The sequence below is a fragment of the Hydrogenophaga palleronii genome (genome assembly GCF_031457455.1).
Taxonomy (GTDB): Bacteria; Pseudomonadota; Gammaproteobacteria; order Burkholderiales; family Burkholderiaceae_C; genus Hydrogenophaga; species Hydrogenophaga palleronii_A.
The window spans coordinates 670124-690426 of the sequence record NZ_JAVDWU010000001.1 but is presented as its reverse complement, the minus strand read 5'-3'; the positions used below and the strand labels follow the sequence as shown (position 1 = coordinate 690426).

At 61.9% G+C, this 20303-nt stretch carries 21 protein-coding genes and 1 tRNA gene; 6 read left to right on the top strand and 16 right to left on the bottom strand.

Translation table 11 applies throughout. From position 1 onward, the window contains the following. Positions 1 to 109: 109 nt before the first annotated feature. Together mfd and serB are read left to right on the top strand one after the other, a co-directional pair. Positions 110 to 3604 (top strand): transcription-repair coupling factor, encoded by a 3495-nt coding sequence (gene mfd / locus J2W49_RS03235; protein WP_310311525.1) that lies wholly within the window; start codon positions 110 to 112, stop codon positions 3602 to 3604. Further along, positions 3601 to 4329 carry a phosphoserine phosphatase SerB gene (gene serB / locus J2W49_RS03230; protein WP_310311524.1) on the top strand — a complete coding sequence of 243 codons (729 nt, stop codon included), beginning with the start codon at positions 3601 to 3603 and terminating at the stop codon, positions 4327 to 4329. Before mfd ends, serB begins: the two co-directional genes overlap by 4 nt. Positions 4330 to 4342: 13 nt before the next feature. Here serB and J2W49_RS03225 read toward each other — a convergent pair whose 3' ends face one another. Beyond that, positions 4343 to 4705, bottom strand: a complete 363-nt coding sequence (locus tag J2W49_RS03225; protein ID WP_310311523.1) for a translation initiation factor Sui1 — start codon at positions 4703 to 4705, stop codon at positions 4343 to 4345. 58 nt (positions 4706 to 4763) lie between these two features. Between J2W49_RS03225 and J2W49_RS03220 the strand changes: the two genes are divergently transcribed. Together J2W49_RS03220 and J2W49_RS03215 are read left to right on the top strand one after the other, a co-directional pair. Continuing rightward, positions 4764 to 6026: a DEAD/DEAH box helicase gene (locus J2W49_RS03220; protein ID WP_310311521.1), complete on the top strand. Its 1263-nt coding sequence runs from the start codon at positions 4764 to 4766 to the stop codon at positions 6024 to 6026. An 88-nt stretch (positions 6027 to 6114) separates the two neighbouring features. Next, complete coding sequence (locus J2W49_RS03215; protein WP_310311518.1) at positions 6115 to 6681, top strand: DUF2889 domain-containing protein; 567 nt, start codon at positions 6115 to 6117, stop codon at positions 6679 to 6681. Positions 6682 to 6700: 19 nt separating this feature from the next. Here the strand turns inward: J2W49_RS03215 and J2W49_RS03210 are convergent, their stop codons facing one another. The 13 genes from J2W49_RS03210 to J2W49_RS03150 form a co-directional block, all read right to left on the bottom strand. After that, complete coding sequence (locus tag J2W49_RS03210) at positions 6701 to 7912, bottom strand: HD-GYP domain-containing protein (protein ID WP_310311516.1); 1212 nt, start codon at positions 7910 to 7912, stop codon at positions 6701 to 6703. A 164-nt stretch (positions 7913 to 8076) separates the two neighbouring features. Further along, positions 8077 to 8151 (bottom strand) — tRNA-Val (locus tag J2W49_RS03205). A gap of 76 nt (positions 8152 to 8227) precedes the next feature. Then, positions 8228 to 8947, bottom strand: a complete 720-nt coding sequence (dnaQ, locus tag J2W49_RS03200; RefSeq protein WP_310311514.1) for a DNA polymerase III subunit epsilon — start codon at positions 8945 to 8947, stop codon at positions 8228 to 8230. A gap of 36 nt (positions 8948 to 8983) precedes the next feature. Further along, positions 8984 to 9322, bottom strand: a complete 339-nt coding sequence (fdx, locus tag J2W49_RS03195) for an ISC system 2Fe-2S type ferredoxin (RefSeq protein ID WP_310311512.1) — start codon at positions 9320 to 9322, stop codon at positions 8984 to 8986. Positions 9323 to 9366: 44 nt separating this feature from the next. Beyond that, positions 9367 to 11238 carry a Fe-S protein assembly chaperone HscA gene (gene hscA, locus J2W49_RS03190; protein ID WP_310311510.1) on the bottom strand — a complete coding sequence of 624 codons (1872 nt, stop codon included), beginning with the start codon at positions 11236 to 11238 and terminating at the stop codon, positions 9367 to 9369. 50 nt (positions 11239 to 11288) lie between these two features. Then, positions 11289 to 11807: a Fe-S protein assembly co-chaperone HscB gene (hscB, locus tag J2W49_RS03185; RefSeq protein WP_310312163.1), complete on the bottom strand. Its 519-nt coding sequence runs from the start codon at positions 11805 to 11807 to the stop codon at positions 11289 to 11291. Positions 11808 to 11941: 134 nt separating this feature from the next. Then, positions 11942 to 12265: an iron-sulfur cluster assembly protein IscA gene (gene iscA, locus J2W49_RS03180; protein WP_310311508.1), complete on the bottom strand. Its 324-nt coding sequence runs from the start codon at positions 12263 to 12265 to the stop codon at positions 11942 to 11944. 118 nt (positions 12266 to 12383) lie between these two features. Beyond that, positions 12384 to 12770: a Fe-S cluster assembly scaffold IscU gene (gene iscU / locus J2W49_RS03175; RefSeq protein ID WP_310311506.1), complete on the bottom strand. Its 387-nt coding sequence runs from the start codon at positions 12768 to 12770 to the stop codon at positions 12384 to 12386. Between the two features lie 134 nt (positions 12771 to 12904). Further along, entirely contained in the window at positions 12905 to 14122 is a 1218-nt protein-coding gene (locus J2W49_RS03170; RefSeq protein WP_310311504.1) for an IscS subfamily cysteine desulfurase, read from the bottom strand. Positions 14123 to 14252: 130 nt separating this feature from the next. Further along, the gene (iscR, locus tag J2W49_RS03165) at positions 14253 to 14789 is read right to left on the bottom strand and encodes a Fe-S cluster assembly transcriptional regulator IscR (protein ID WP_310312160.1); all 537 of its coding nucleotides are present in this window, start codon (positions 14787 to 14789) and stop codon (positions 14253 to 14255) included. Between the two features lie 275 nt (positions 14790 to 15064). After that, positions 15065 to 17185 carry an excinuclease ABC subunit UvrB gene (uvrB, locus tag J2W49_RS03160; protein WP_310311503.1) on the bottom strand — a complete coding sequence of 707 codons (2121 nt, stop codon included), beginning with the start codon at positions 17183 to 17185 and terminating at the stop codon, positions 15065 to 15067. Next, complete coding sequence (locus tag J2W49_RS03155; protein ID WP_310311501.1) at positions 17139 to 17513, bottom strand: DUF6172 family protein; 375 nt, start codon at positions 17511 to 17513, stop codon at positions 17139 to 17141. The genes uvrB and J2W49_RS03155 overlap by 47 nt, the downstream gene beginning before the upstream one ends. Positions 17514 to 17573: 60 nt before the next feature. Beyond that, a complete protein-coding gene (locus J2W49_RS03150; RefSeq protein ID WP_310311499.1) occupies positions 17574 to 17882 on the bottom strand; it encodes a hypothetical protein in 309 nt (102 codons plus the stop codon). Positions 17883 to 17939: 57 nt separating this feature from the next. Here J2W49_RS03150 and J2W49_RS03145 point away from each other — a divergent pair, with 57 nt between their 5' ends. Further along, positions 17940 to 18533: a 3'-5' exonuclease gene (locus J2W49_RS03145; protein ID WP_310311498.1), complete on the top strand. Its 594-nt coding sequence runs from the start codon at positions 17940 to 17942 to the stop codon at positions 18531 to 18533. On the opposite strand, the gene J2W49_RS03140 is transcribed toward J2W49_RS03145, so the two are convergent. Together J2W49_RS03140 and J2W49_RS03135 are read right to left on the bottom strand one after the other, a co-directional pair. Next, complete coding sequence (locus tag J2W49_RS03140) at positions 18494 to 18742, bottom strand: DUF3820 family protein (protein WP_310311496.1); 249 nt, start codon at positions 18740 to 18742, stop codon at positions 18494 to 18496. The two genes, J2W49_RS03145 and J2W49_RS03140, sit on opposite strands and share 40 nt — an antisense overlap. Next, the gene (locus J2W49_RS03135) at positions 18739 to 19590 is read right to left on the bottom strand and encodes an alpha/beta fold hydrolase (protein ID WP_310311494.1); all 852 of its coding nucleotides are present in this window, start codon (positions 19588 to 19590) and stop codon (positions 18739 to 18741) included. Before J2W49_RS03135 ends, J2W49_RS03140 begins: the two co-directional genes overlap by 4 nt. A 102-nt stretch (positions 19591 to 19692) precedes the next feature. Here J2W49_RS03135 and J2W49_RS03130 point away from each other — a divergent pair, with 102 nt between their 5' ends. Continuing rightward, entirely contained in the window at positions 19693 to 20277 is a 585-nt protein-coding gene (locus J2W49_RS03130; RefSeq protein WP_310311492.1) for a 1-acyl-sn-glycerol-3-phosphate acyltransferase, read from the top strand. Positions 20278 to 20303: the final 26 nt, after the last annotated feature.

Here is a 20303-nt window from a genome sequence, read left to right as displayed (position 1 = left end):
AGGGCTGCCGCATTCTAAAATCAGTTCGTTCACCCCCTGCCCTGTCGGGCCGGGGGTGTTTGTCATGGCCGGTCAAGTGTGACCCCGATTCCGATCCGAAACCGCTCTCATGCAACTGCCCAAACTCACGCCCGGCAAACGTTTCACCCTACCCCGACCCAGTGGATCGGCCGATGCCCTGCTGCTGGCTCAGCTGGCACAACGCGAAATGGCGGCCGGTCGACCCACGGCCATTGTCACGGCCGATGCCACCGATGCACAACGCCTCATTGATGAAATGGCCTTCTTCGCGCCGGAGCTGCGCATTGCCTTGTTCCCCGACTGGGAGACCCTGCCCTACGACACGTTCTCGCCCCACCAGGACCTGATCTCTGAACGCCTAGCCACACTCTGGCGCATTCACAACCGGGCCAACGGGAACGCCAAGGATGCGGGCGCCGACGTGGTGGTGGTGCCCGCCACCACCGCGCTGTATCGGCTGGCGCCGCCGGCGTTTCTGGCGGGCTATACGTTTGAATTCAAGGTCAGACAGAAACTCGATGAAGCCAAGCTCAAGGGGCAGTTGACGCTGGCCGGCTACCAGCACGTGACCCAGGTGGTGAGCCCTGGCGAATACGCGGTGCGTGGCGGCCTGATCGACCTGTTCCCCATGGGCAGCCTGGTGCCCTACCGCGTGGACCTGTTCGATGACGAGATCGACAGCATCCGCACCTTCGACCCCGACAGCCAGCGCAGCCTGTACCCGGTACCCGAGGTTCGCCTGTTGCCAGGGCGTGAATTCCCCATGGACGATGCCGCCCGCGCGCGCTTTCGCAGCCGATGGCGGGAACTGCTGGAGGGCGACCCGACCAAGAGCCGCATTTACAAGGACATGGGCAACGGGGTCGCCACCGCCGGCATCGAGTATTACCTCCCCTTGTTTTTCGAAGAAACCGCGACCGTCTTCGACTACCTGGGGGAATCGGCCGCGGTGGTTTTGCATGGTGACCTGGAACCGGCCTTCCAGCGATTCTGGAAAGACACTCAGGACCGCTACCGCATCGTCCGCACCGACCCTGAGCGCCCCGCCCTGCCACCCGAGTCGCTGTTCCTTTCCGCCGAACAGTTCTACACCCACGCCAACGCACACGCGCAGCTGGCCATCAGGCCCGAACTGGCGGACGTGGCAGACAACGCACACATTCAGAAGCTGGGCGATCTCTCCGTGGTGCGTGGCGCAGACGACCCACTTGCCCGTCTGCATGCCCATATCCGGAACACCGCGAACCGCGTGCTGCTGCTGGCAGAGAGCGACGGCCGGCGCGAGAGTCTGCTGGACTTCCTGCGCGCCAGCGGGGTCAGCCCACCCGCGTTTGACTCGTTGACCGAATTCCAGGGCAGCGAAGAAAAGATCGGCATTGCCACGGCGGCGCTTTCGGTCGGATTCTCCTGGCTGGAAGGCGGTATCGACTTTGTCACCGAGACCGAGCTGTTCGCCGCCGGCCCCACGACCCGGCGCCGCAAGAAACAGGAACAGGTCAGCGATGTCGACGCGCTCATCAAAGACCTCAGCGAGCTCAACGTGGGCGACCCGGTGGTGCACAACGCACACGGCATCGGCCGCTACCGGGGCCTGGTGAACATGGACATGGGGGAGAAAAACCCCGATGGATCGCCGGCCCTGATGGAGTTCCTGCACCTGGAATACGCCGACAAGGCCGTGCTGTATGTGCCCGTCAGCCAACTGCAACTGATTGGCCGCTACACCGGCGTAAGCGCCGACGAAGCACCCCTGCACCGCCTGGGCAGTGGCCAGTGGGAGAAGGCCAAGCGCAAGGCGGCCGAGCAGGTGCGCGACGCGGCGGCTGAACTGCTCAACATCTACGCCCGCCGTGCGGCGCGGGTGGGGCATGCGTTCCGCTACTCGGCACAGGACTACGAGGTGTTCGCGACCGATTTCGGCTTTGAAGAAACCGCCGACCAGCGCGCGGCCATTCACGCGGTCATTCAAGACATGATCAGCCCACGCCCCATGGACCGGCTGGTATGCGGCGACGTGGGTTTTGGCAAGACCGAGGTGGCCCTGCGCGCCGCTTTCGTGGCCGTCACCGGAGGACGGCAGGTGGCGTTCCTGGCACCCACGACCCTGCTGGCCGAACAGCACTACCAGACCCTGGTGGACAGGTTCGGTAAGTGGCCGGTGAAGATCGCCGAGATGAGCCGCTTCCGCTCCCAGAAAGAGATCACCGCGGCAGCCAAGGGCCTGGCAGACGGCAGTGTCGACATCGTGGTGGGCACGCACAAACTCCTCAGCGAATCGGTGAAGTTCAAGGACCTGGGCCTGCTCATCATCGATGAGGAGCACCGCTTCGGTGTGCGCCACAAGGAAGCCATGAAGGCCATGCGCGCCGAAGTGGACGTGCTGACCCTCACGGCGACGCCCATTCCGCGCACGTTGGGCATGGCACTGGAAGGCCTGCGCGACCTGAGCGTGATCGCCACCGCGCCGCAACGGCGCTTGGCCATCAAGACCTTCGTGCGCAATGAAGGCAATGGCGTGATCCGCGAAGCCGTGCTGCGCGAACTGAAGCGCGGCGGTCAGGTCTACTTCCTGCACAACGAGGTCGAGACCATCGAGAACCGCAAGCAGAAGCTGGAAGAGATATTGCCCGAAGCGCGCATCGCCATCGCCCACGGCCAGATGCCCGAGCGCGAGCTGGAACGCGTGATGCGCGACTTCGTGGCGCAGCGCTACAACCTGCTGCTGTGCTCCACCATCATTGAAACGGGCATTGACGTGCCCACGGCCAACACCATTGTCATGAGCCGGGCCGACAAGTTCGGCCTGGCGCAATTGCACCAGTTGCGTGGTCGGGTGGGCCGCAGCCACCATCAGGCCTACGCCTACCTGCTGGTGCCCGAGATTGAAGGCCTGACCAAGCAGGCCGCGCAACGGCTGGACGCGATCCAGCAGATGGAGGAGCTGGGCAGCGGTTTCTACCTGGCCATGCACGATCTGGAAATTCGCGGTGCTGGCGAGGTGCTGGGCGAGAACCAGAGCGGCAACATGCTGGAGGTGGGCTTTCAGCTTTACAACGAAATGCTGAGTGAGGCGGTGCGCTCGCTCAAGGCGGGCCGCGAACCCGATCTGCTCTCGCCGCTGTCGGTCACCACCGACATCAACCTGCACGCACCCGCCCTGCTGCCCAACGATTATTGCGGCGATGTGCATCTGCGCCTGAGCTTCTACAAAAAACTCGCCACCGCCAAGACAACCGATCAGATCGATGCCCTGCTGGAAGAGATCGTCGACCGCTTTGGCAAACTACCCGCCCAGGCCCAGACCCTGATCGACGTGCACCGACTGCGTTGCCTCAGCGCACCGTATGGCGTGGTGAAGGTCGATGCAGCGCCCGGGGTGACGAACATCACCTTCAAGGCCAACCCACCCATCGAGCCGATGCGCATCATCGAACTCATTCAGAAGAACCACCACATCAAGCTGGCGGGGAACGAGAAGCTGCGCATCGAGCGCGCCCTGCCGGAGGTCAAGGACCGCGTGCAGTTGGTGCGTGACGTGCTGCGCTCGCTCGGCCAACCTACAAAACAACCGGAACCCGCATGAACCTCGCCTCCGAATTTGCCCCCGGCCTCACCATCCAAGGCTTCACGCCTCCTTTGAAACTCAGCGACTTCAAGCTGATTGCCTTTGACATGGACTCGACGCTCATCAGCATCGAGTGCGTGGACGAAATCGCCGATGCCGTGGGCAAGAAGCCCGAGGTCGCGGCCATCACCGAGGCCGCGATGCGGGGTGAGATCACCGACTACAAGGAGAGCCTGAGACAGCGCGTGGCCCTGCTGCGCGGTGTGACCATCGCCGACATGGAGCATGTCTACGTCGAGCGCCTGCGTATCAACCCCGGCGCAGCCGAACTCATCCAAGCGTGCAAGGCCGCTGGTCTGAAGGTGCTGCTGGTCTCAGGTGGTTTCACCTTTTTCAGCGAGCGCGTGCGCCAGACGCTGGGCATCGACTTCACGCGCGCCAACGTGCTGGAGGTTGAAAGCGGGCCGAATTGTGGCCAGCTCACCGGCCGCATGGTCGACCAGGCCTGGGGCGACATCTGCGATGGCGCAGAGAAGCGTCGCACCGTGCTGGAGGTGGCGTCGCTGCTGGGCATCGAACCCTCACAGTGCATTGCCATGGGCGACGGCGCCAATGATCTGCCCATGATGGGTGCGGTCGGCCTGTCGGTGGCGTACCACGCCAAACCTGCCGTGCGTGCGCAGGCCAAGGTGGCCATCAACACCGGCGGTCTGGATCGCTTGCTCGAAGTCGTTCAGCCCTGAATGTTCATGCGCTTCAACCGCCGGTCCGCTTGACTTTGAGCCCCTGTGCCTGCAATGCGGCCATCACCCGCTCGACGTGATCCCCCTGGATTTCAATCACGCCGTCCTTCACTGTTCCGCCCGAACCGCAAGCCGTTCTGAGCTGTTTGCCCAGCGCCTGCAGGGCTTCAGTGGTCACAGCGACGCCTTTGACCACGGTGACCGCCTTGCCGCCTCGGCCCTTGGTTTCCCGTGACACGCGGGCCACGCCGTCACCTGCGGGTACAGACGCTCGCTTGGCGCACGCGCACTGCGCTATGGGTTGTCGGCAGGCCGGGCACATGCGTCCCGCCTCGGTGGAATACACCAGTCCGCCACTGGAAGACTTGCTTTTCATGGGTGGTGATCGTAGCGCGCGAAATCGCCAACGTTACACTGCACTCAAACTTTGCCACATGCCATTCCAAGCACTGGGACTCGTTCCCGCTCTCACCAAGGCCGCCGCCGATCTCGGCTTCACAACACCTACGCCGATCCAGACGGAGGCCATCCCTGTGATTCTGGAGGGCAAGGATGTGTTGGGCACGGCCCAGACCGGCTCAGGAAAAACAGCCGCCTATGCGTTGCCACTGCTGCAGCGGCTGCAGCAACAAAAGACCGCTTCAAACCGCCGGGTCGGCGCGCTCGTGCTGGTCCCCACGCGTGAACTCGCGGCTCAGGTCGGCGAAATGGTGCGCCAGTTTGCCCTGCATCTGGAACCGCGGCCCAAGGTGGCTGTGGCCTTCGGTGGTGTCTCAATCAACCCCCAGATGATGGCGCTGCGCGGCGGCGCCGATATCATGGTCGGCACGCCCGGCCGTCTGCTTGACCTGGTCTCACAAAACGCACTCAAGCTTGATGCGGTGCAGTTGCTGGTGCTTGACGAAGCCGACCGCTTGCTCGACCTGGGGTTTGCCGACGAGCTTCAGCGTCTGCTCGCCCTGCTGCCCAGGCAGCGGCAGAACCTGTTCTTTTCCGCCACCTTTCCCCCGGACGTGCAGGCGCTCGCGAATGAGCTCCTGCACGATGCCGTGCGCATCGAGGTGATGGACGCTGCCTGTGAAACGGGTGCCGCTTCACCCCCATTGGTGGTGCAACGCCTGATCGAAGTGGATGCAGACCGGCGCGTGCAGTTGCTGCGCCATCTCATGAAAGAAGGGCAGTGGGAGCGGGTGCTGGTGTTCGTGGCCACGCAGTATGCGGCCGAGCGAGTGGCAGCCAAGCTGCACCACGGCGACATCTACGCCACCTCTTTTCACGGTGGACTGAGCCAGGGCGCGCGCAAGCAGGCACTCAAGGAGTTCAAGGAGAAGCGCTGGGACGTGGTGGTCACCACCGACCTCGCTGCGCGCGGCATCGATATTGCGCAGTTGCCTGTGGTCGTGAACTTTGACCTGCCCCGTTCTGCGGTGGATCATGTGCATCGCATTGGCCGCACCGGACGCGCCGGCGAGGGTGGTCTGGCCATCAGCTTTGTCACCGCCGAAGCCGACGCGCATTGGCGCCTGATCGAGAAGCGCCAGGGCATGAGCCTGCCGCGCGAGCAGATCCCCGGATTCGAGCCCCAGCAGCTTGCCCCGCCTCCCGCACCGGGTGGCGGCGGCATCAAGGGCAAACGCCCGAGCAAGAAGGACAAGCTACGAGCCGCGGCGGCTGCTACAGGATCAAAGTCACCCTGAGCCGAGCAGGCTCGCTGTGCCCCTTGCCAGGCACCACCATCCCGATCCGGCGAAAATACAGGGTTACCCGTCGCCAAGAGGTCCTGTTTTGCCGCTCCCCGATCCCGCTCCCCGCAAGCTGATGCACACCCGCCGCATGTCGTTTCGCGGTTTCGAACGTGATGATGGCCTTTGGGACATCGAAGGCGAGTTGCTGGACACCAAGCCCCATGCCTTCGTGATCGAGGGTGAACGGACCTGGGCGCCGGAAGAGCCGGTGCATCACATGCATATTCGGGTGACGTTGGACGCGGCCATGGTGATCAGGGACATTGCGGTGGCCATGGACAGCGTGCCCCACAGCCCATGCCCTCAGGCCCAGGAACCCATGCGCCGAATGATCGGCAGCGTCATGGGCAAGGGCTGGCGGCAAACCATCGAACGGCATCTGGGTGGCATACAGGGTTGCACCCACCTTCGTGAACTGCTGTTCAACATGGCCACAGCAGCCTTTCAAAGCCGGTCCGCATCGTTCGCCCCGCCGGCAGACGGCAGCCCGCCCATGCATCTGGGGAAGTGCCTCGCCTGGGACTTCAATGGACCGGTGGTTGAAAAGGTCTACCCCATGTTCTTTCGCTGGCAACCGCCTGGAAAAACCGTCTACAGCAACGGCTAAGGCAGAGCCTGCAGCGGCATCAGGTGCGGCTCAGCAATTTCGCCACGTTCACCACCACCCGCACTTCCCCGGGTGCCAGGCTAGCCCTGACCTCGAACAACGGATTGGCGGTGTCTCGCATGACAGGCTCACCCAAGGGCAGGCCCTGCCGTCCGACGATGGAGCAGACCACCGGCGTGTTGGCCCGTTCCCCGCGTTTGACCACCACCGCCACCTCGTCATTGGCGAGTCGCACGTAGCTGCCTGGCGGATAAAAGCCGACGCTCTTGACGAACAAGGCCCCCAAAGGGTCAGGCTTCTGGTCAGCGCCGAGGTACAGCTCGCGCGCCACATTCTGCGACAGCAGCCCTCCCCGGCTCTGACGGGGACTGATGCAAGCCACGTACACATCGGCCATCTGTAACAGGCGCTGGGACAGGTCTTTGACGGCTTTGCCGCTCGGGTATCCACTGCCATCAGGTTGTTCATGATGGTCTTCCACCAGCGACAGCCAGAACGGATCATCAATTCCCAAGCGGCGCAAAAGCCTGGCACCAAGCAATGGATGTTGCCGGACTGTGTTCCGCTGCGCGTCGGTCAACTCACCGACCTGACGCGCCAGGCCGTCGTGCACGCGCGTCATGCCGATGTTCATGGTCAATGCCGCACGAAAGAGTGTCGACTGTTCGCTCACGGACAAACCGGCCGACGGTGCCACCATGTCGCACAAGCCCGCTGAAAGTAAGGCATGCGTGGCGCTGTAAGCCATTCGCTGATCAAACAGAAGTTGTACCAACACCAGAAGACTGTCGTCCGGGCCGACGCGCCAGAGTTCGCGAGCGCGCCACAACAAACGCTCCAGGCGTTCTGGGAACTGGCTGGCATCGGCGCCCTGATGCAGCAAGGTGGACAGCGCGGCATGCAGATCGGGCCAGGCAACTGCGGGGCCGACTTCTTCAGGGGGCTGGCGGTCGCGCGCCTCCCGCACCTCCACATGGTGACTGAGGCCGGCGATGCGACTCAAAGATTCGTTGCTGCGCACCATGCGGTCCAGCTCGGCTTTGTAGCTGTAGGTCCAAGCCTGCCAATCGGCATCTTCAACCATCGGCGAATGCAGCATCAGGTGGCCGCGGTGTTGCTCTGAGGTGATGGACTCCCCCTTGCGCAGCAACAGAACGCCCTTCGGATCCCAGACGTTCACGGGCACCGGTTGGTTCAGCGCAATGGCATCCAGTGGCAGCGGCTTGTACATGCCGAGATTAAACCGCTGAAAACCGACTTAAAAAACCCGAACAACCCCGGAAACAGTGACTTTCTTCTACTTTTTGCAGCCGCAGGGCCGACGGTTCCGGCGTGCCGATACCCGAACGGAAAGCAAAAAGCCCGCAAGTCTTTCAACTTGCGGGCTTGATGGCCTGGTGGGCGGTGCAGGGTTCGAACCTGCGACCCCTGCCGTGTGAAGGCAGTGCTCTACCACTGAGCTAACCGCCCAAATGACTTTGTTCTTTCGATCCAATCATTTGGAAGCCTCAAATTATAGCGTGCTTCTGGCCTCGTTTTTTGGCGGTCAGTGATTTGCGTTTTCGGAAGCCAGATGCAGCCAGACTGTTTTGCCCTTGCAGGCCTTGTCGATGTCGCTCAGCACGCGTTCGTGTACCTGTTGCTCCTGCTCGTTGGCACCAATCACGGGCAGTTCGATGCCGCTGAGATCGATCTGAATCACTTCCCCAGCATCACTGGTCGTTGATTCCAGATCAATGATCAGCGCGTCCTGGCCGCGCGTCATGTTGATGTACACATCGGCCAGCAACTCGGCGTCGAGCAATGCGCCGTGCAAAGTCCGACCCGAGTTGTCGACACCCAACCGGTCACACAAGGCGTCCAGACCGTTGCGCTTGCCCGGGAACATCTCCTTCGCCATCACCAGGCTGTCCGTGACCTGTGCGATCAGGCCATTGAGCGGCGGGCGGCCCAGCCGTTCGAGTTCCTTGTTCAGGAAGCTCATGTCGAACGGCGCGTTGTGAATGATCAGTTCGGCATCGCGCAGGTAGTCGAGCAGTTCATCGGCGATGGCCGCGAATTTGGGCTTGTCACGCAGGAACTCGTTGCTGATGCCGTGCACCTTGAGTGCGTCTTCATGACTGTCGCGCTCGGGGTTGACGTAGAAGTGAAGGTTGTTGCCCGTCAGCTTACGATTGAGCAGCTCCACGCAGCCGATTTCAATGATCCGGTCTCCGCTGTCGGCGGAGAGGCCCGTGGTTTCGGTATCAAGGACGATCTGGCGCATGTTCTTGTTTCCCTTCTGCTATCGATCCAAGAGCGGTCAATGTTTTTCTTTTGCGTGATTGATCGAATACTTCGGTATCTCAATCGTCACGTCTTCCTGCGCCAGGATGGCCTGGCAAGAGAGCCGGGACTGCGGCTCCAGACCCCAAGCGCGATCCAGCAGATCTTCTTCGTTTTCATCGAGTTCGTTCAGACTGCTGAACCCTTCTCGCACGATGACGTGGCAGGTGGTACAGGCGCAAACCATGTCGCAGGCATGCTCGATGGGGATGTTGTTGTCCAGCAGCGCTTCGCAGATGGAAGTGCCGGCAGGTGCGCTGACCTCGGTGCCCTTCGGGCAGTACTCGGGATGGGGCAGGATTTTGATCGTGGGCATGAGAACTCGTTGTACTGGAATAAGCCGGAGAGCTGCTCAGCCTCTCACATTTCTTCAACCTTTTTGCCGGCCAGGGCCTGCTGAATGCCCCGGTTCATCCGCATGGCAGCAAACGCTTCGGTGCCTTTGGCCAGAGCGGTGGTAGCCCCTTCGATGGCGGCTGCATCTTCACCCGTCACGCACTGGGTGAGCGCTTCCATGAGGCTGTCGATGTGCGTGCGCTCGGCCGCCTCCAGGAGATCGGCGTCAGCGGCCAGTGCCGTGCGCGTGGCAGCGATCATGCGATCGGCATCAACCCGTGCTTCCACCAGGGCCCTTGCCTGCATGTCTTGCTGTGCAGTGGAAAAGCTGTCCTTGAGCATGGCGGCAATTTGCTCGTCTGTGAGGCCATAGGCAGGCTTGACGTCGACCCGGGCCTCTACGCCGCTGCCCTGCTCCTTGGCACTGACAGAAAGCAAGCCGTCGGCATCGACTGTGAAGCTCACCCGGATGCGTGCGGCCCCAGCCGCCATCGGCGGAATGCCGCGCAAGACAAAGCGCGCAAGGCTGCGGCAATCAGCCACCAGATCGCGTTCCCCCTGCACCACGTGCAGCGACAGCGCAGTCTGACCGTCCTGATAGGTGGTGAAATCCTGCGCCATGGCGGTGGGAATCGGGCTGTTGCGCGGGACGATGCGCTCCACCAGTCCGCCCATGGTTTCAATGCCCAGCGACAGGGGAATCACGTCCAGCAACAGCAAGTCGCCGTCGCGGCTGTTGCCGGCCAGTGCGTTGGCCTGAATGGCGGCACCCAGTGCCACCACCTCGTCCGGATTGAGGTTGGTCAGCGGCTCTTTCGCGAAAAATTCGCCCACCGTGCGCCTGATCACCGGCATGCGGGTGGATCCGCCCACCATGACCACCCCTTGAACCTCGTCCTTGGTCAGGCCTGCATCGCGCAGCACCTTGCGCACCGCCGTCATGGTCCGCGACGTGAGAGCCGCGGTGCATTGTTCGAGGTCGGTCGCTGAGATCGACTGCTCGATGTGCCGACCGGTCACTTGCACAGAAAAACTCACCCGTTCGGCTGTCGAAAGCGCTTCCTTCACGCGGCGGGCCTCCGCATGCGCGGCTGCGCGTTCTGAGGCGGTCAACGAGGTGCCGATACCTTGCTGGGCCAACACCCAGGCGGCCAACGCCTGATCGTAGTCGTCGCCCCCCAGCGCGGAATCTCCCCCCGTGGCCATCACTTCAAAAACACCACGCGTCAAGCGCAAAATGGACACGTCAAAGGTCCCGCCGCCCAGATCGTAGATGGCATATACGCCTTCGGAGCCATTGTCCAGCCCGTAGGCGATGGCGGCGGCGGTGGGCTCGTTGATCAGGCGCAGCACGTTGATGCCGGCCAACTGCGCAGCATCCTTGGTCGCCTGGCGCTGTGCGTCGTCGAAGTAGGCCGGCACGGTAATCACCGCGCCATAAAGCTCGTCGTCGAAGCTGTCTTCGGCCCGGAAGCGAAGTGTGGCCAGGATCTCGGCGCTGACTTCCATGGGTGTCTTGCGTCCGGCCACGGTTTCCACCACCGCCATGCCGTTTTCATCCGCCACTTCAAACGGCAAACGGTCCACATCGACCACCTGAGCGCGCGTGCGGCCCATGAGCCGCTTCACCGAGCTGACCGTGTTGGCAGGGTCACTGACCTGTGCCGCCAGCGCATCGAAGCCGACCTGTCGACCCGCCCCCCCTTGGGCCGGGTCTGTGTAGCGCACCACACTGGGCAGAATCACCTTACCGTCTTCAGCAGGCAAACACTCTGCCACCCCATGCCGAACCGCCGCCACCAGCGAATGGGTCGTCCCGAGGTCGATGCCCACGGCCACGCGCCGCTGATGTGGATCGAGGGATTGACCGGGTTCGGAAATTTGCAATAGCGCCATGAATACAGTTGGTAGGAAAAAGAGGCAGGGGAACTGTTGACGGACAGCGACTATTGTCCCTGCTGATCGAGCCGCTGCTCCACATCGCTTGCAAAGCGCTCAACAAACATAAGGGCTCTGACCTGCCTGGCAAGCGCTGCATGGTCTTTTTCCACGTCAGCGGTCTGGGCCAGCGCCGCAAGCATATCGCGACGCACGGTGACCACCTCTTCGAGCATGTGCTCCAGATCTTCAACCGTGCGAGCCTCTTCAAGCTCTTCCCGCCACTGCATCTGCTGCATCAGGAAAGCGGCAGGCATGGCCGTGTTGTCTTCTGCGCCAATGGGAATGCCGTGAAGTTCGCAAAGGTAGGAAGCCCGTTTGAGCGGATTCTTCAGGCGCTGGTAGGCCTCGTTGATGCGCACGGACCACTGCATCGCCTGACGCTGAGCCTGGGCATCAGAGGTGGAGAAACGATCCGGGTGGGCTTCGCGTTGCAGTGCCTTCCAGCGCGCGTCCAGCGCGGCGCGGTCCACGGCGAAACCGGGTGTCAGACCAAAAAGCTCAAAGTCATTGGATTGCAGATTCAGGCTCATGCCAGGACTGATCTCTCAGGTAGGAGGCTGCTCGACGCGCCGACCGAATTCAAAGGCGTTGACCCGGGAAAAACAAAAGCCGCCAATACAAATGCGCACTGGCGGCCCTGGATGCATTCAACCCTTTGTCAGATGCGGAAACTCTCACCGCAACCGCAGCGGTCGCGCTCGTTGGGATTGTTGAACCGAAAACCCTCGTTCAGACCTTCGCGGACGAAATCGAGCTGCGTGCCGTCAATGTAGGCCAGACTCTTGGGATCAACCAACACCTTCACACCGTTGTCTTCAAACACCACGTCCTCGGGTGCAATTTCGTCGGCGTATTCCAGTTTGTAGGCCAGACCCGAGCAGCCCGTCGTTTTCACGCCCAGACGCACGCCCACACCTTTCCCTCGCTTGGCAATGTAGCGGTTGACGTGCCGCGCAGCGGCTTCTGAAATCGAGATGGCCATATTTTTATCCAGGGCGCCGCACCGAAAGAGGTGTCATTTCAAGCACTAGCAGCAGAACCGACTTTGCCGGGCTGCAGGCGAGGTCCCCATGGGGGAAGACGCGTAGCGGCGCAAGGGGTTAGTTCACATGTTTTTTGCGGTAGTCGTCCACCGCTGCCTTGATCGCGTCTTCGGCGAGGATGGAGCAGTGAATCTTCACGGGTGGCAGTGCCAGTTCTTCCGCGATCTCACTGTTTTTCAACGAGGCCGCCTGATCCAGCGTCTTGCCCTTGACCCATTCGGTCACCAGCGAAGACGAGGCAATGGCCGAGCCACAGCCATAAGTCTTGAATCGCGCATCCTCGATCACACCCGTGGAGGGGTTGACCTTGATCTGCAGTTTCATCACGTCGCCACAGGCGGGTGCACCCACCATGCCGGTACCGACCGATTCATCGCCCTTGTCGAACGAGCCGACGTTGCGGGGATTTTCGTAGTGGTCCACCACTTTTTCAGAATAAGCCATGATGATTTCCTTTCGCTGACACGTTACGTTTGCCGATACCGCATCCAGAGATGCCGGGGAACCGGCTTTGCCGGGCCGCTGGCATCGCCCCCTTGAGGGGGTGACGCGAAGCGGCGCGGGGGTGTTTCACTAACTCAATGCGCCGCCCACTGGATGGTGGACAGGTCCACACCATCCTTGAACATTTCCCACAACGGTGAGAGTTCGCGCAGCTTCGCAACGTTCTCCTTGATGGTGGAAATGGCGTAATCGATTTCTTCTTCGGTCGTCCAGCGGCCGATGGTCATGCGCAGGCTGCTGTGGGCCAGTTCGTCACTGCGGCCCAAGGCGCGCAACACATAGCTGGGCTCCAGACTGGCCGACGTACAGGCCGAGCCCGACGACACCGCCAGCCCCTTGATGCCCATGATCAGCGATTCACCTTCCACGTAGTTGAAGCTCATGTTCAGGTTGTGTGGCACACGCTGCGACTCGTGGCCGTTGATGAACACTTCCTCAATGTCTTTCAATCCCGCCACCATGCGGTCGTGCAAGGCGCGGATGCGCACGTTCTCGGCGTGCATCTCTTCCTTCGCGATACGGTAGGCCTCACCCATACCCACGCATTGGTGGGTAGGCAGTGTGCCCGAACGCATGCCGCGTTCATGTCCCCCGCCGTGCATCTGTGCCTCGATCCGCACGCGCGGCTTGCGGCGCACGAAGAGCGCGCCAATACCTTTCGGGCCATATGTCTTGTGCGAAGTCAGGCTCATCAGGTCGACTGGCAGCGTGCTCAGGTCAATATCGACTCGACCTGTGGCTTGAGCCGCATCGGTGTGGAAGATCACACCCTTTTCGCGGCAAATGGCGCCAATGGCAGCGATATCCTGGATCACACCGATTTCATTGTTCACGAACATGACCGATGCCAGGATGGTGTCAGGTCGAATGGCGGCCTTGAAAACCTCCAGATCCACGAGACCATCCGTTTGAACATCAAGGTAGGTGACCTCGAACCCCTGGCGTTCAAGTTCGCGGCAGGTATCGAGCACCGCCTTGTGCTCCGTTTTCACGGTGATGATGTGTTTGCCCTTGGTCTTGTAAAAGTGAGCAGCACCTTTCAAGGCCAGGTTGTTCGATTCTGTCGCACCGCTGGTCCAGACAATTTCTCTTGGATCGGCATTGATCAGTGCAGCCACCTGTTCGCGTGCCGTCTCCACCGCCTTCTCAGCCTCCCAGCCCCAGGCATGGCTGCGCGAAGCCGGGTTGCCGAAATGCTCGCGCAACCAGGGAATCATGGCGTCGACCACCCTGGGATCACAGGGGTTGGTGGCGCTATAGTCCATGTAGATAGGGAAATGTGGAGTGCTCATGGCAGACAGTTGGTAGCTGGCGGAGGCAGGCAGAGATCAGATCTCAGGCCCAGACTGTGGAATGGAAGCGAAGCAAGGGCGGCCGTGTATAAGGCCTGCCACCAGGGCGTCGCCCCAGTTGGCAGGCGGCTCACTTTGAAAAGGCAGCGCCACCCAGCGCAAAAACCGAGTTGGGCGCATTCACCCTGATCGGCTTGACCACTGGCGCACTGGAAATCGCCCGCTTGATCATGGGTGCGTTTTCCACCACCACGCCCTTTGCAAGCTGATCATCCACCAGAGACTGCAAGGACACCGAATCCAGAAAATCGACCATCTTGGTGTTAAGGGCAGCCCAAAGTTCATGGGTCATGCAGCGATTGCCTTCACCCAGACAGTTTTCCTTGCCACCGCATTGGGTCGCGTCGATGGGTTCATCGACCGATACGATAATGTCCGCCACGGTAATGGCGCTGGCCTTGCGACCCAGCGTGTAACCGCCGCCCGGACCCCGGGTGGACTCCACCAGTTCGTGCCGCCGCAGCTTGCCGAACAGCTGTTCCAGGTAAGAGAGGGATATCTGTTGCCGCTGGCTGATGGCGGCCAGCGTGACGGGACCGTTGTTCTGGCGCAGGGCCAGATCAATCATGGCAGTGACCGCGAAGCGGCCTTTGGTCGTGAGGCGCATTTCAAGCTCCTTAATTGTTGGCTTGACTGTCGTTGAATGGCCCAAAGGCAAATGCCCTTGAACCCCTTCTCCGCCCACCCCGGCCATTTTCTGGCCGCTTAGCTGAAGGATTCCCGACTGTTTTCGTCGAGTATACCTTAAAACCCCAGTGAATTGCTCAGCATTGTAGCCCAACGCCTTGTTTGTCTAGGACAAACTGACTTATGCTGGGGCAGTGAGTTCCCCTCCCCCACTCGCTCGACAACCTTTGTTTCAGCCGGTGCACCTTGCCCGTCTCAGGCGATGTTGTCAGTGCCTGACGCACCAAACACCTTGGATTTGAGCCTGCCCAACTGGTCGCGGACACCTGCGGCCTGCTCGAACTCCAGGTTGCGCGCGTGCTCGAGCATGAGTTTTTCCAGCCGCTTGATCTCACGGGCCACGTCCTTTTCGCTCATTTCTTCCACGCTGGCCCGGTGTGCGCTCTCTGCGGCCAGCCGGTCGGCCTCTTTGCCCGCCTTCTCGCTGTAAACGCCATCGATCAGGTCTTTGATCCGCTTGTTGATGCTGCGCGGCTCAATACCCATGGCCAGGTTGTGGCTCACCTGCTTGGCACGGCGACGATGGGTTTCATCCATCGCCTTTTTCATCGAGTCAGTGACGCGGTCCGCGTAAAGAATGGCGCGACCGTTGAGGTTGCGCGCCGCGCGGCCAATGGTCTGAATCAGGCTGCGCTCGGAGCGGAGGAAGCCTTCCTTGTCGGCGTCCAGAATGGCCACCAGGGAAACCTCGGGTATGTCAAGACCCTCGCGCAACAGGTTGATGCCCACCAGTACGTCGAAGGCGCCCAGGCGCAGATCGCGCAGGATCTCCACACGCTCCACCGTGTCCACGTCGCTGTGCAGGTAGCGCACCTTCACCCCGTTTTCGGTCAGGTAGTCGGTGAGCTGTTCGGCCATGCGCTTGGTCAGCGTGGTGATGAGCACGCGCTCGTTCTTCTCCACCCGGATGCGGATTTCCTGCAGCACGTCGTCCACCTGGTGGATGGCCGGTCGAACCTCCAGTTCGGGGTCAACCAGCCCCGTGGGCCGCACCAGTTGCTCCACCACCTGGCCGGCGTGGGTCTTTTCGTATTCCGCCGGGGTGGCCGACACGAACACCACCTGGCGCATGCGCTGCTCGAATTCCTCAAACTTCAACGGGCGGTTGTCCAGTGCGCTTGGCAGCCGGAAGCCGTACTCAACCAGCGTGGCCTTTCGCGCGCGGTCGCCGTTGTACATGCCGCCAAACTGGCCGATGAGCACATGGCTTTCGTCCAGGAACATCACCGCGTCCTTGGGCAGGTAGTCGGTCAGGGTCGACGGCGGTTCACCCGCAGCACTGCCAGCCAGGTGGCGCGAGTAGTTTTCGATGCCCTTGCAATGCCCCACCTCGCTGAGCATTTCCAGATCGAAGCGGGTGCGCTGCTCCAAGCGCTGCGCTTCCACCAGCTTGCCCTGCCCCACCAGTTCCTTGAGGCGGTCTGCCAGTTCCAGTTTGATGGCTTCCACCGCGTGCATGACCTGCTCTCGCGGCGTCACGTAATGGCTGCTGGGGTAGACCGTGAAACGCGGAATCTTCTGCCGCACCTTGCCGGTGAGCGGGTCGAACAACTGCAAGGTTTCGACCTCGTCGTCGAACAGCTCGATGCGAATCGCCATTTCGGAGTGTTCGGCCGGGAACACGTCGATGGTGTCACCCCGCACACGAAACTTGCCACGCGAAAAATCCTGTTCGTTGCGGGCGTATTGCATGCGCACCAGCTGGGCGATCAGGTCGCGCTGGCCGATCTTGTCGCCGGTGCGCAGCGTCATCACCATCTGGTGATAGCTCTCGGGTTTGCCGATGCCGTAGATGGCCGAGACCGTGGCCACGATGACCACGTCGCGTCGCTCCAGAATGCTTTTGGTGCAGGAGAGCCGCATCTGCTCGATGTGCTCGTTGATCGCGCTGTCCTTCTCGATGAAAAGGTCGCGCTGCGGCACGTAGGCTTCGGGCTGGTAGTAGTCGTAGTAGCTGACGAAGTACTCGACCGCGTTCTTCGGGAAGAACTCGCGGAATTCGCTGTAGAGCTGCGCGGCCAACGTCTTGTTGGGCGCGAACACGATGGCCGGGCGCCCCAGGCGGGCGATCACGTTGGCCATGGTGAAGGTCTTGCCCGAGCCGGTCACGCCCAGCAGGGTCTGGAACACCTCGCCGTCGTTGATGCCTTCCACCAGTTGCCGTATGGCTTCAGGCTGATCACCTGCGGGCGGGTAAGGAAGAAACAGTTCGAAGGGCGACCCGGGAAACCGGATGAACTCGCCCTCTGCGGGCAGTTCGCCGCCTCCGTCAGTGAGGGGGGTCGTCGCGGGAAGGGGTGTCTGTGTCAGGGCCATCTGCAGATTGTGCCGGATGGTCCGCCTCGGCATTGACATCGGCTTCCCGCCGCTGCCAGACAGCCGGCTTTGCCAGCAGCTCGACGTAACAGTGCGTTGCGCCTCCCTGGGCCAGCCCATCCAGCAAACCCGTCAATTGGCTCGCCTGCACCACCTCTGCGGTGTCTTGCGTGGCGCCGAAACGGCAGTCGAAATCCCAGAAATCCGCACCTTCGGGCACATCGCGCCGGCGCTCGCGCTTCATGTATTTGCGGATGTCGTGCTTGACGGCATCGAGCACGCGATCAGGGTGCTTGCCCTCAGGGCGAAGCGGGTAGGTTTTTCTCATGGGAAGTCCAGGTAAAGCGAGGGGAGACCGCGCTGTGTGGACGCGAACCAAGGCCGCCGATTATGCCTGCAGGCGGATTTCCACCAGACCTTCCCCCATGTGCCGGTGCGGGCCAAAAACCGCTTCCATGGCGGCTGCTTCGGCGGCCTGCCACTGGTCAAACACCAGCCGCTCGCCATCGCTGAGCGCGTCGGCGCCTGGGTCTTCACCATGCACGGCGGCAATGCGCAGGTAGGCTGAGTACACGGGCGCGACCAGCGAGGCATCGCCCAGGGCGCCTTCAAGCGCATCGCGGAAACGGCGCTCCGCCGCCTCCCGCTGGGCGGGCGTGGTGTCGTCGGGCACGAAGAGCTTGAGGGAATAGGTCATTTCAGTGTGGAGGGCACAATGGCCGGATTATCGACCTGGTCAGCAAACCCACCATCCATGCAAACCACACGCACCACACCCGACAAGGAAGCAATCGCGCTGTTGCCGGCGTTCGACCGCCTCGGTCTGGATCGCATCACCCTGGTCCACAACAGGGTGCAGGCCGTGGAAGCCAGTGCGACCCTGCGTGACCACCCGGCCTGGGGCTTCGACACAGAATCCAAGCCCACCTTCTTCAAGGATCAGGTGTCCGACGGGCCACACATTGTTCAGCTGGCGACCCTGCAGAGGGCCTGGGTGTTCCAATTGCACGAACCCGGGTGCCTGGAGATGGTGGCCGGCTTGTTGGCAGAGCAAGCGTTCATCAAGGCCGGGTTCGGTCTGGGGGACGACACCAAACGCATCAAGTCCAAGCTGGCGGTGGAGCCGGCCGGCGTGCTGGAGCTCAATGCGATCTTTCGCGAACGTGGCTACCGCAAGGACATGGGCGTCAAGGGCGCGGTGGCGGTGCTGTTCAATCAGCGCTTCATCAAATCGAAAAAGGCGGCCACCTCGAACTGGGCCAATCCGCGCCTGAGCGAAGCTCAGTTGATCTATGCCGCGAACGACGCCTACGCGGCAGCGCGCGTCTTTGATGCACTCAAAGCCTGAGCCGACCGTAGAGGTGTAAGCAGATCGCTCAGGCCGTTGTGGTCGATCTCGTGCATGAGCGCCAGCAAGCGACCGATCTCCCCTTTGGGAAACCCCTCGCGTGCAAACCAGTTGAGGTAGTTGCCCGGCAGGTCGGCGATAGCGCGGCCTTTGTGTTTGCCGAAGGGCATTTCCACCGTCAACAGGCGCTCAAGGTCTTCCGGCCTCATGCCGTGGTCTCGGCACATGGTTCCAGCGGGTTCACACGGCTCTGGTCCAGCCAGCTCCGCACGGTGGCGGTGAACTCCACCGGCTTCTGCCGCATCAGCCAGTGGCCGGCTTCAAAACCTTGCGTTGCGCTGCCGGGCGTGTTCGCCAACTGGGCCAGCCAGCGGGAGGAATGGAACATGAACGGCTTGCGCTTGCCGAACGCAAACAGCGTGGGCAAACGGGGGCCAAACACCTTGTCGACCCTGGCGACGCCGCGCAGGCCGCCGAACGCGCCCAGCCACTGCATGGCGTAGGGGTAGTTCATTTGCCACCCGATGCGCTCCGGGGCGGTGCGGCACCCGATTTTCCGGGCCATGAAGCGGGTCATGCGGTCGGCCAGACCCGGCAACACGCCACCCAGCTTCCAGGCGGCAGCCAGCCAGACCTGATAGCCCGCAATCATGAGCTTCTCCTTGCCACTGAGCCCTTTCAGGTAGGCCGAGGAATTGGTGTCCCCGATGTCAACGCCCACCACGCGCGAGACCCGCTGCGGGTGGCGCGCAGCATATTCGTAGCCAAAGAAGCACCCCCAGTCATGCAGCAGCAACGTGACGGGCTCGTCCGAGCTGACGGCGTCCACCACCGCACCGACGAGCTCACACATATGATCAACAGACACCGGACGGGGCGGCTTGGAGAGATCAAACCCGGGCAGGGCGAAGCGCACGCATCGATAGCCATCGCTCAGGGCGGCAACCGTTTCGTCCCACAAGGCAGGCGAATCGGGCCAGCCGTGCAGCATGACCACGGTCGGCCCCTGGCCTTCGATGAAGACGTCCATATCCTGGACGCTGAGGATGCTTGGCATCGGGAGTCTCCGTTGGGATTCTTGTGGCGGCATCGTAGCGCACGCCTGCGCCGCAGGCGTCGCAAAGATGTCAGGGTACGGCCGCTGGGTCATACTTCCTGAATGCGCAGAACCATCTTCACGACCCCAGGGGTCAATACACTTTTGCGGGTCTTTTCAATCGGCTTTTTGCGACTCACCGGTTGGCAACTGGAAGGGGCCCTTCCCGCGCATGCAAGCAAGAGCGTGTTCATTGCCGCACCCCACACCAGCAACTGGGATCTGCCCTACACGCTGATGGTGGCCTTCGCCTTGCGCCTCAACATCCACTGGATGGGCAAACAAAGCATCTTCAAGGCGCCATTTGGTGGCGTGATGCGGTGGCTCGGTGGCATTCCCGTGAACCGCGCGCAATCCAACAACCTGGTGGCCGCGTCGGCCGCAGCCATCAAGGCCGCAGACGGTCCGCTGCAGCTCATTGTTCCGCCCGAAGGCACGCGCAGCAAGACGCATTACTGGAAAACCGGCTTCTACTACATCGCGCTGCAGGCCGAGGTACCGATCGTGATGGCCTACATGGACTACGCCACCAAGCGCAGCGGCCTGGGCCCGATCTTCGTGCCCAGCGGCGATATTGAAGCCGACATGGTGCACATCAAGGCGTTTTATGCGCCCTTCAAGGGGAAGAATGCGGCGCAACACGAATAGCAGCACCGACGCGAAGCACACGACAG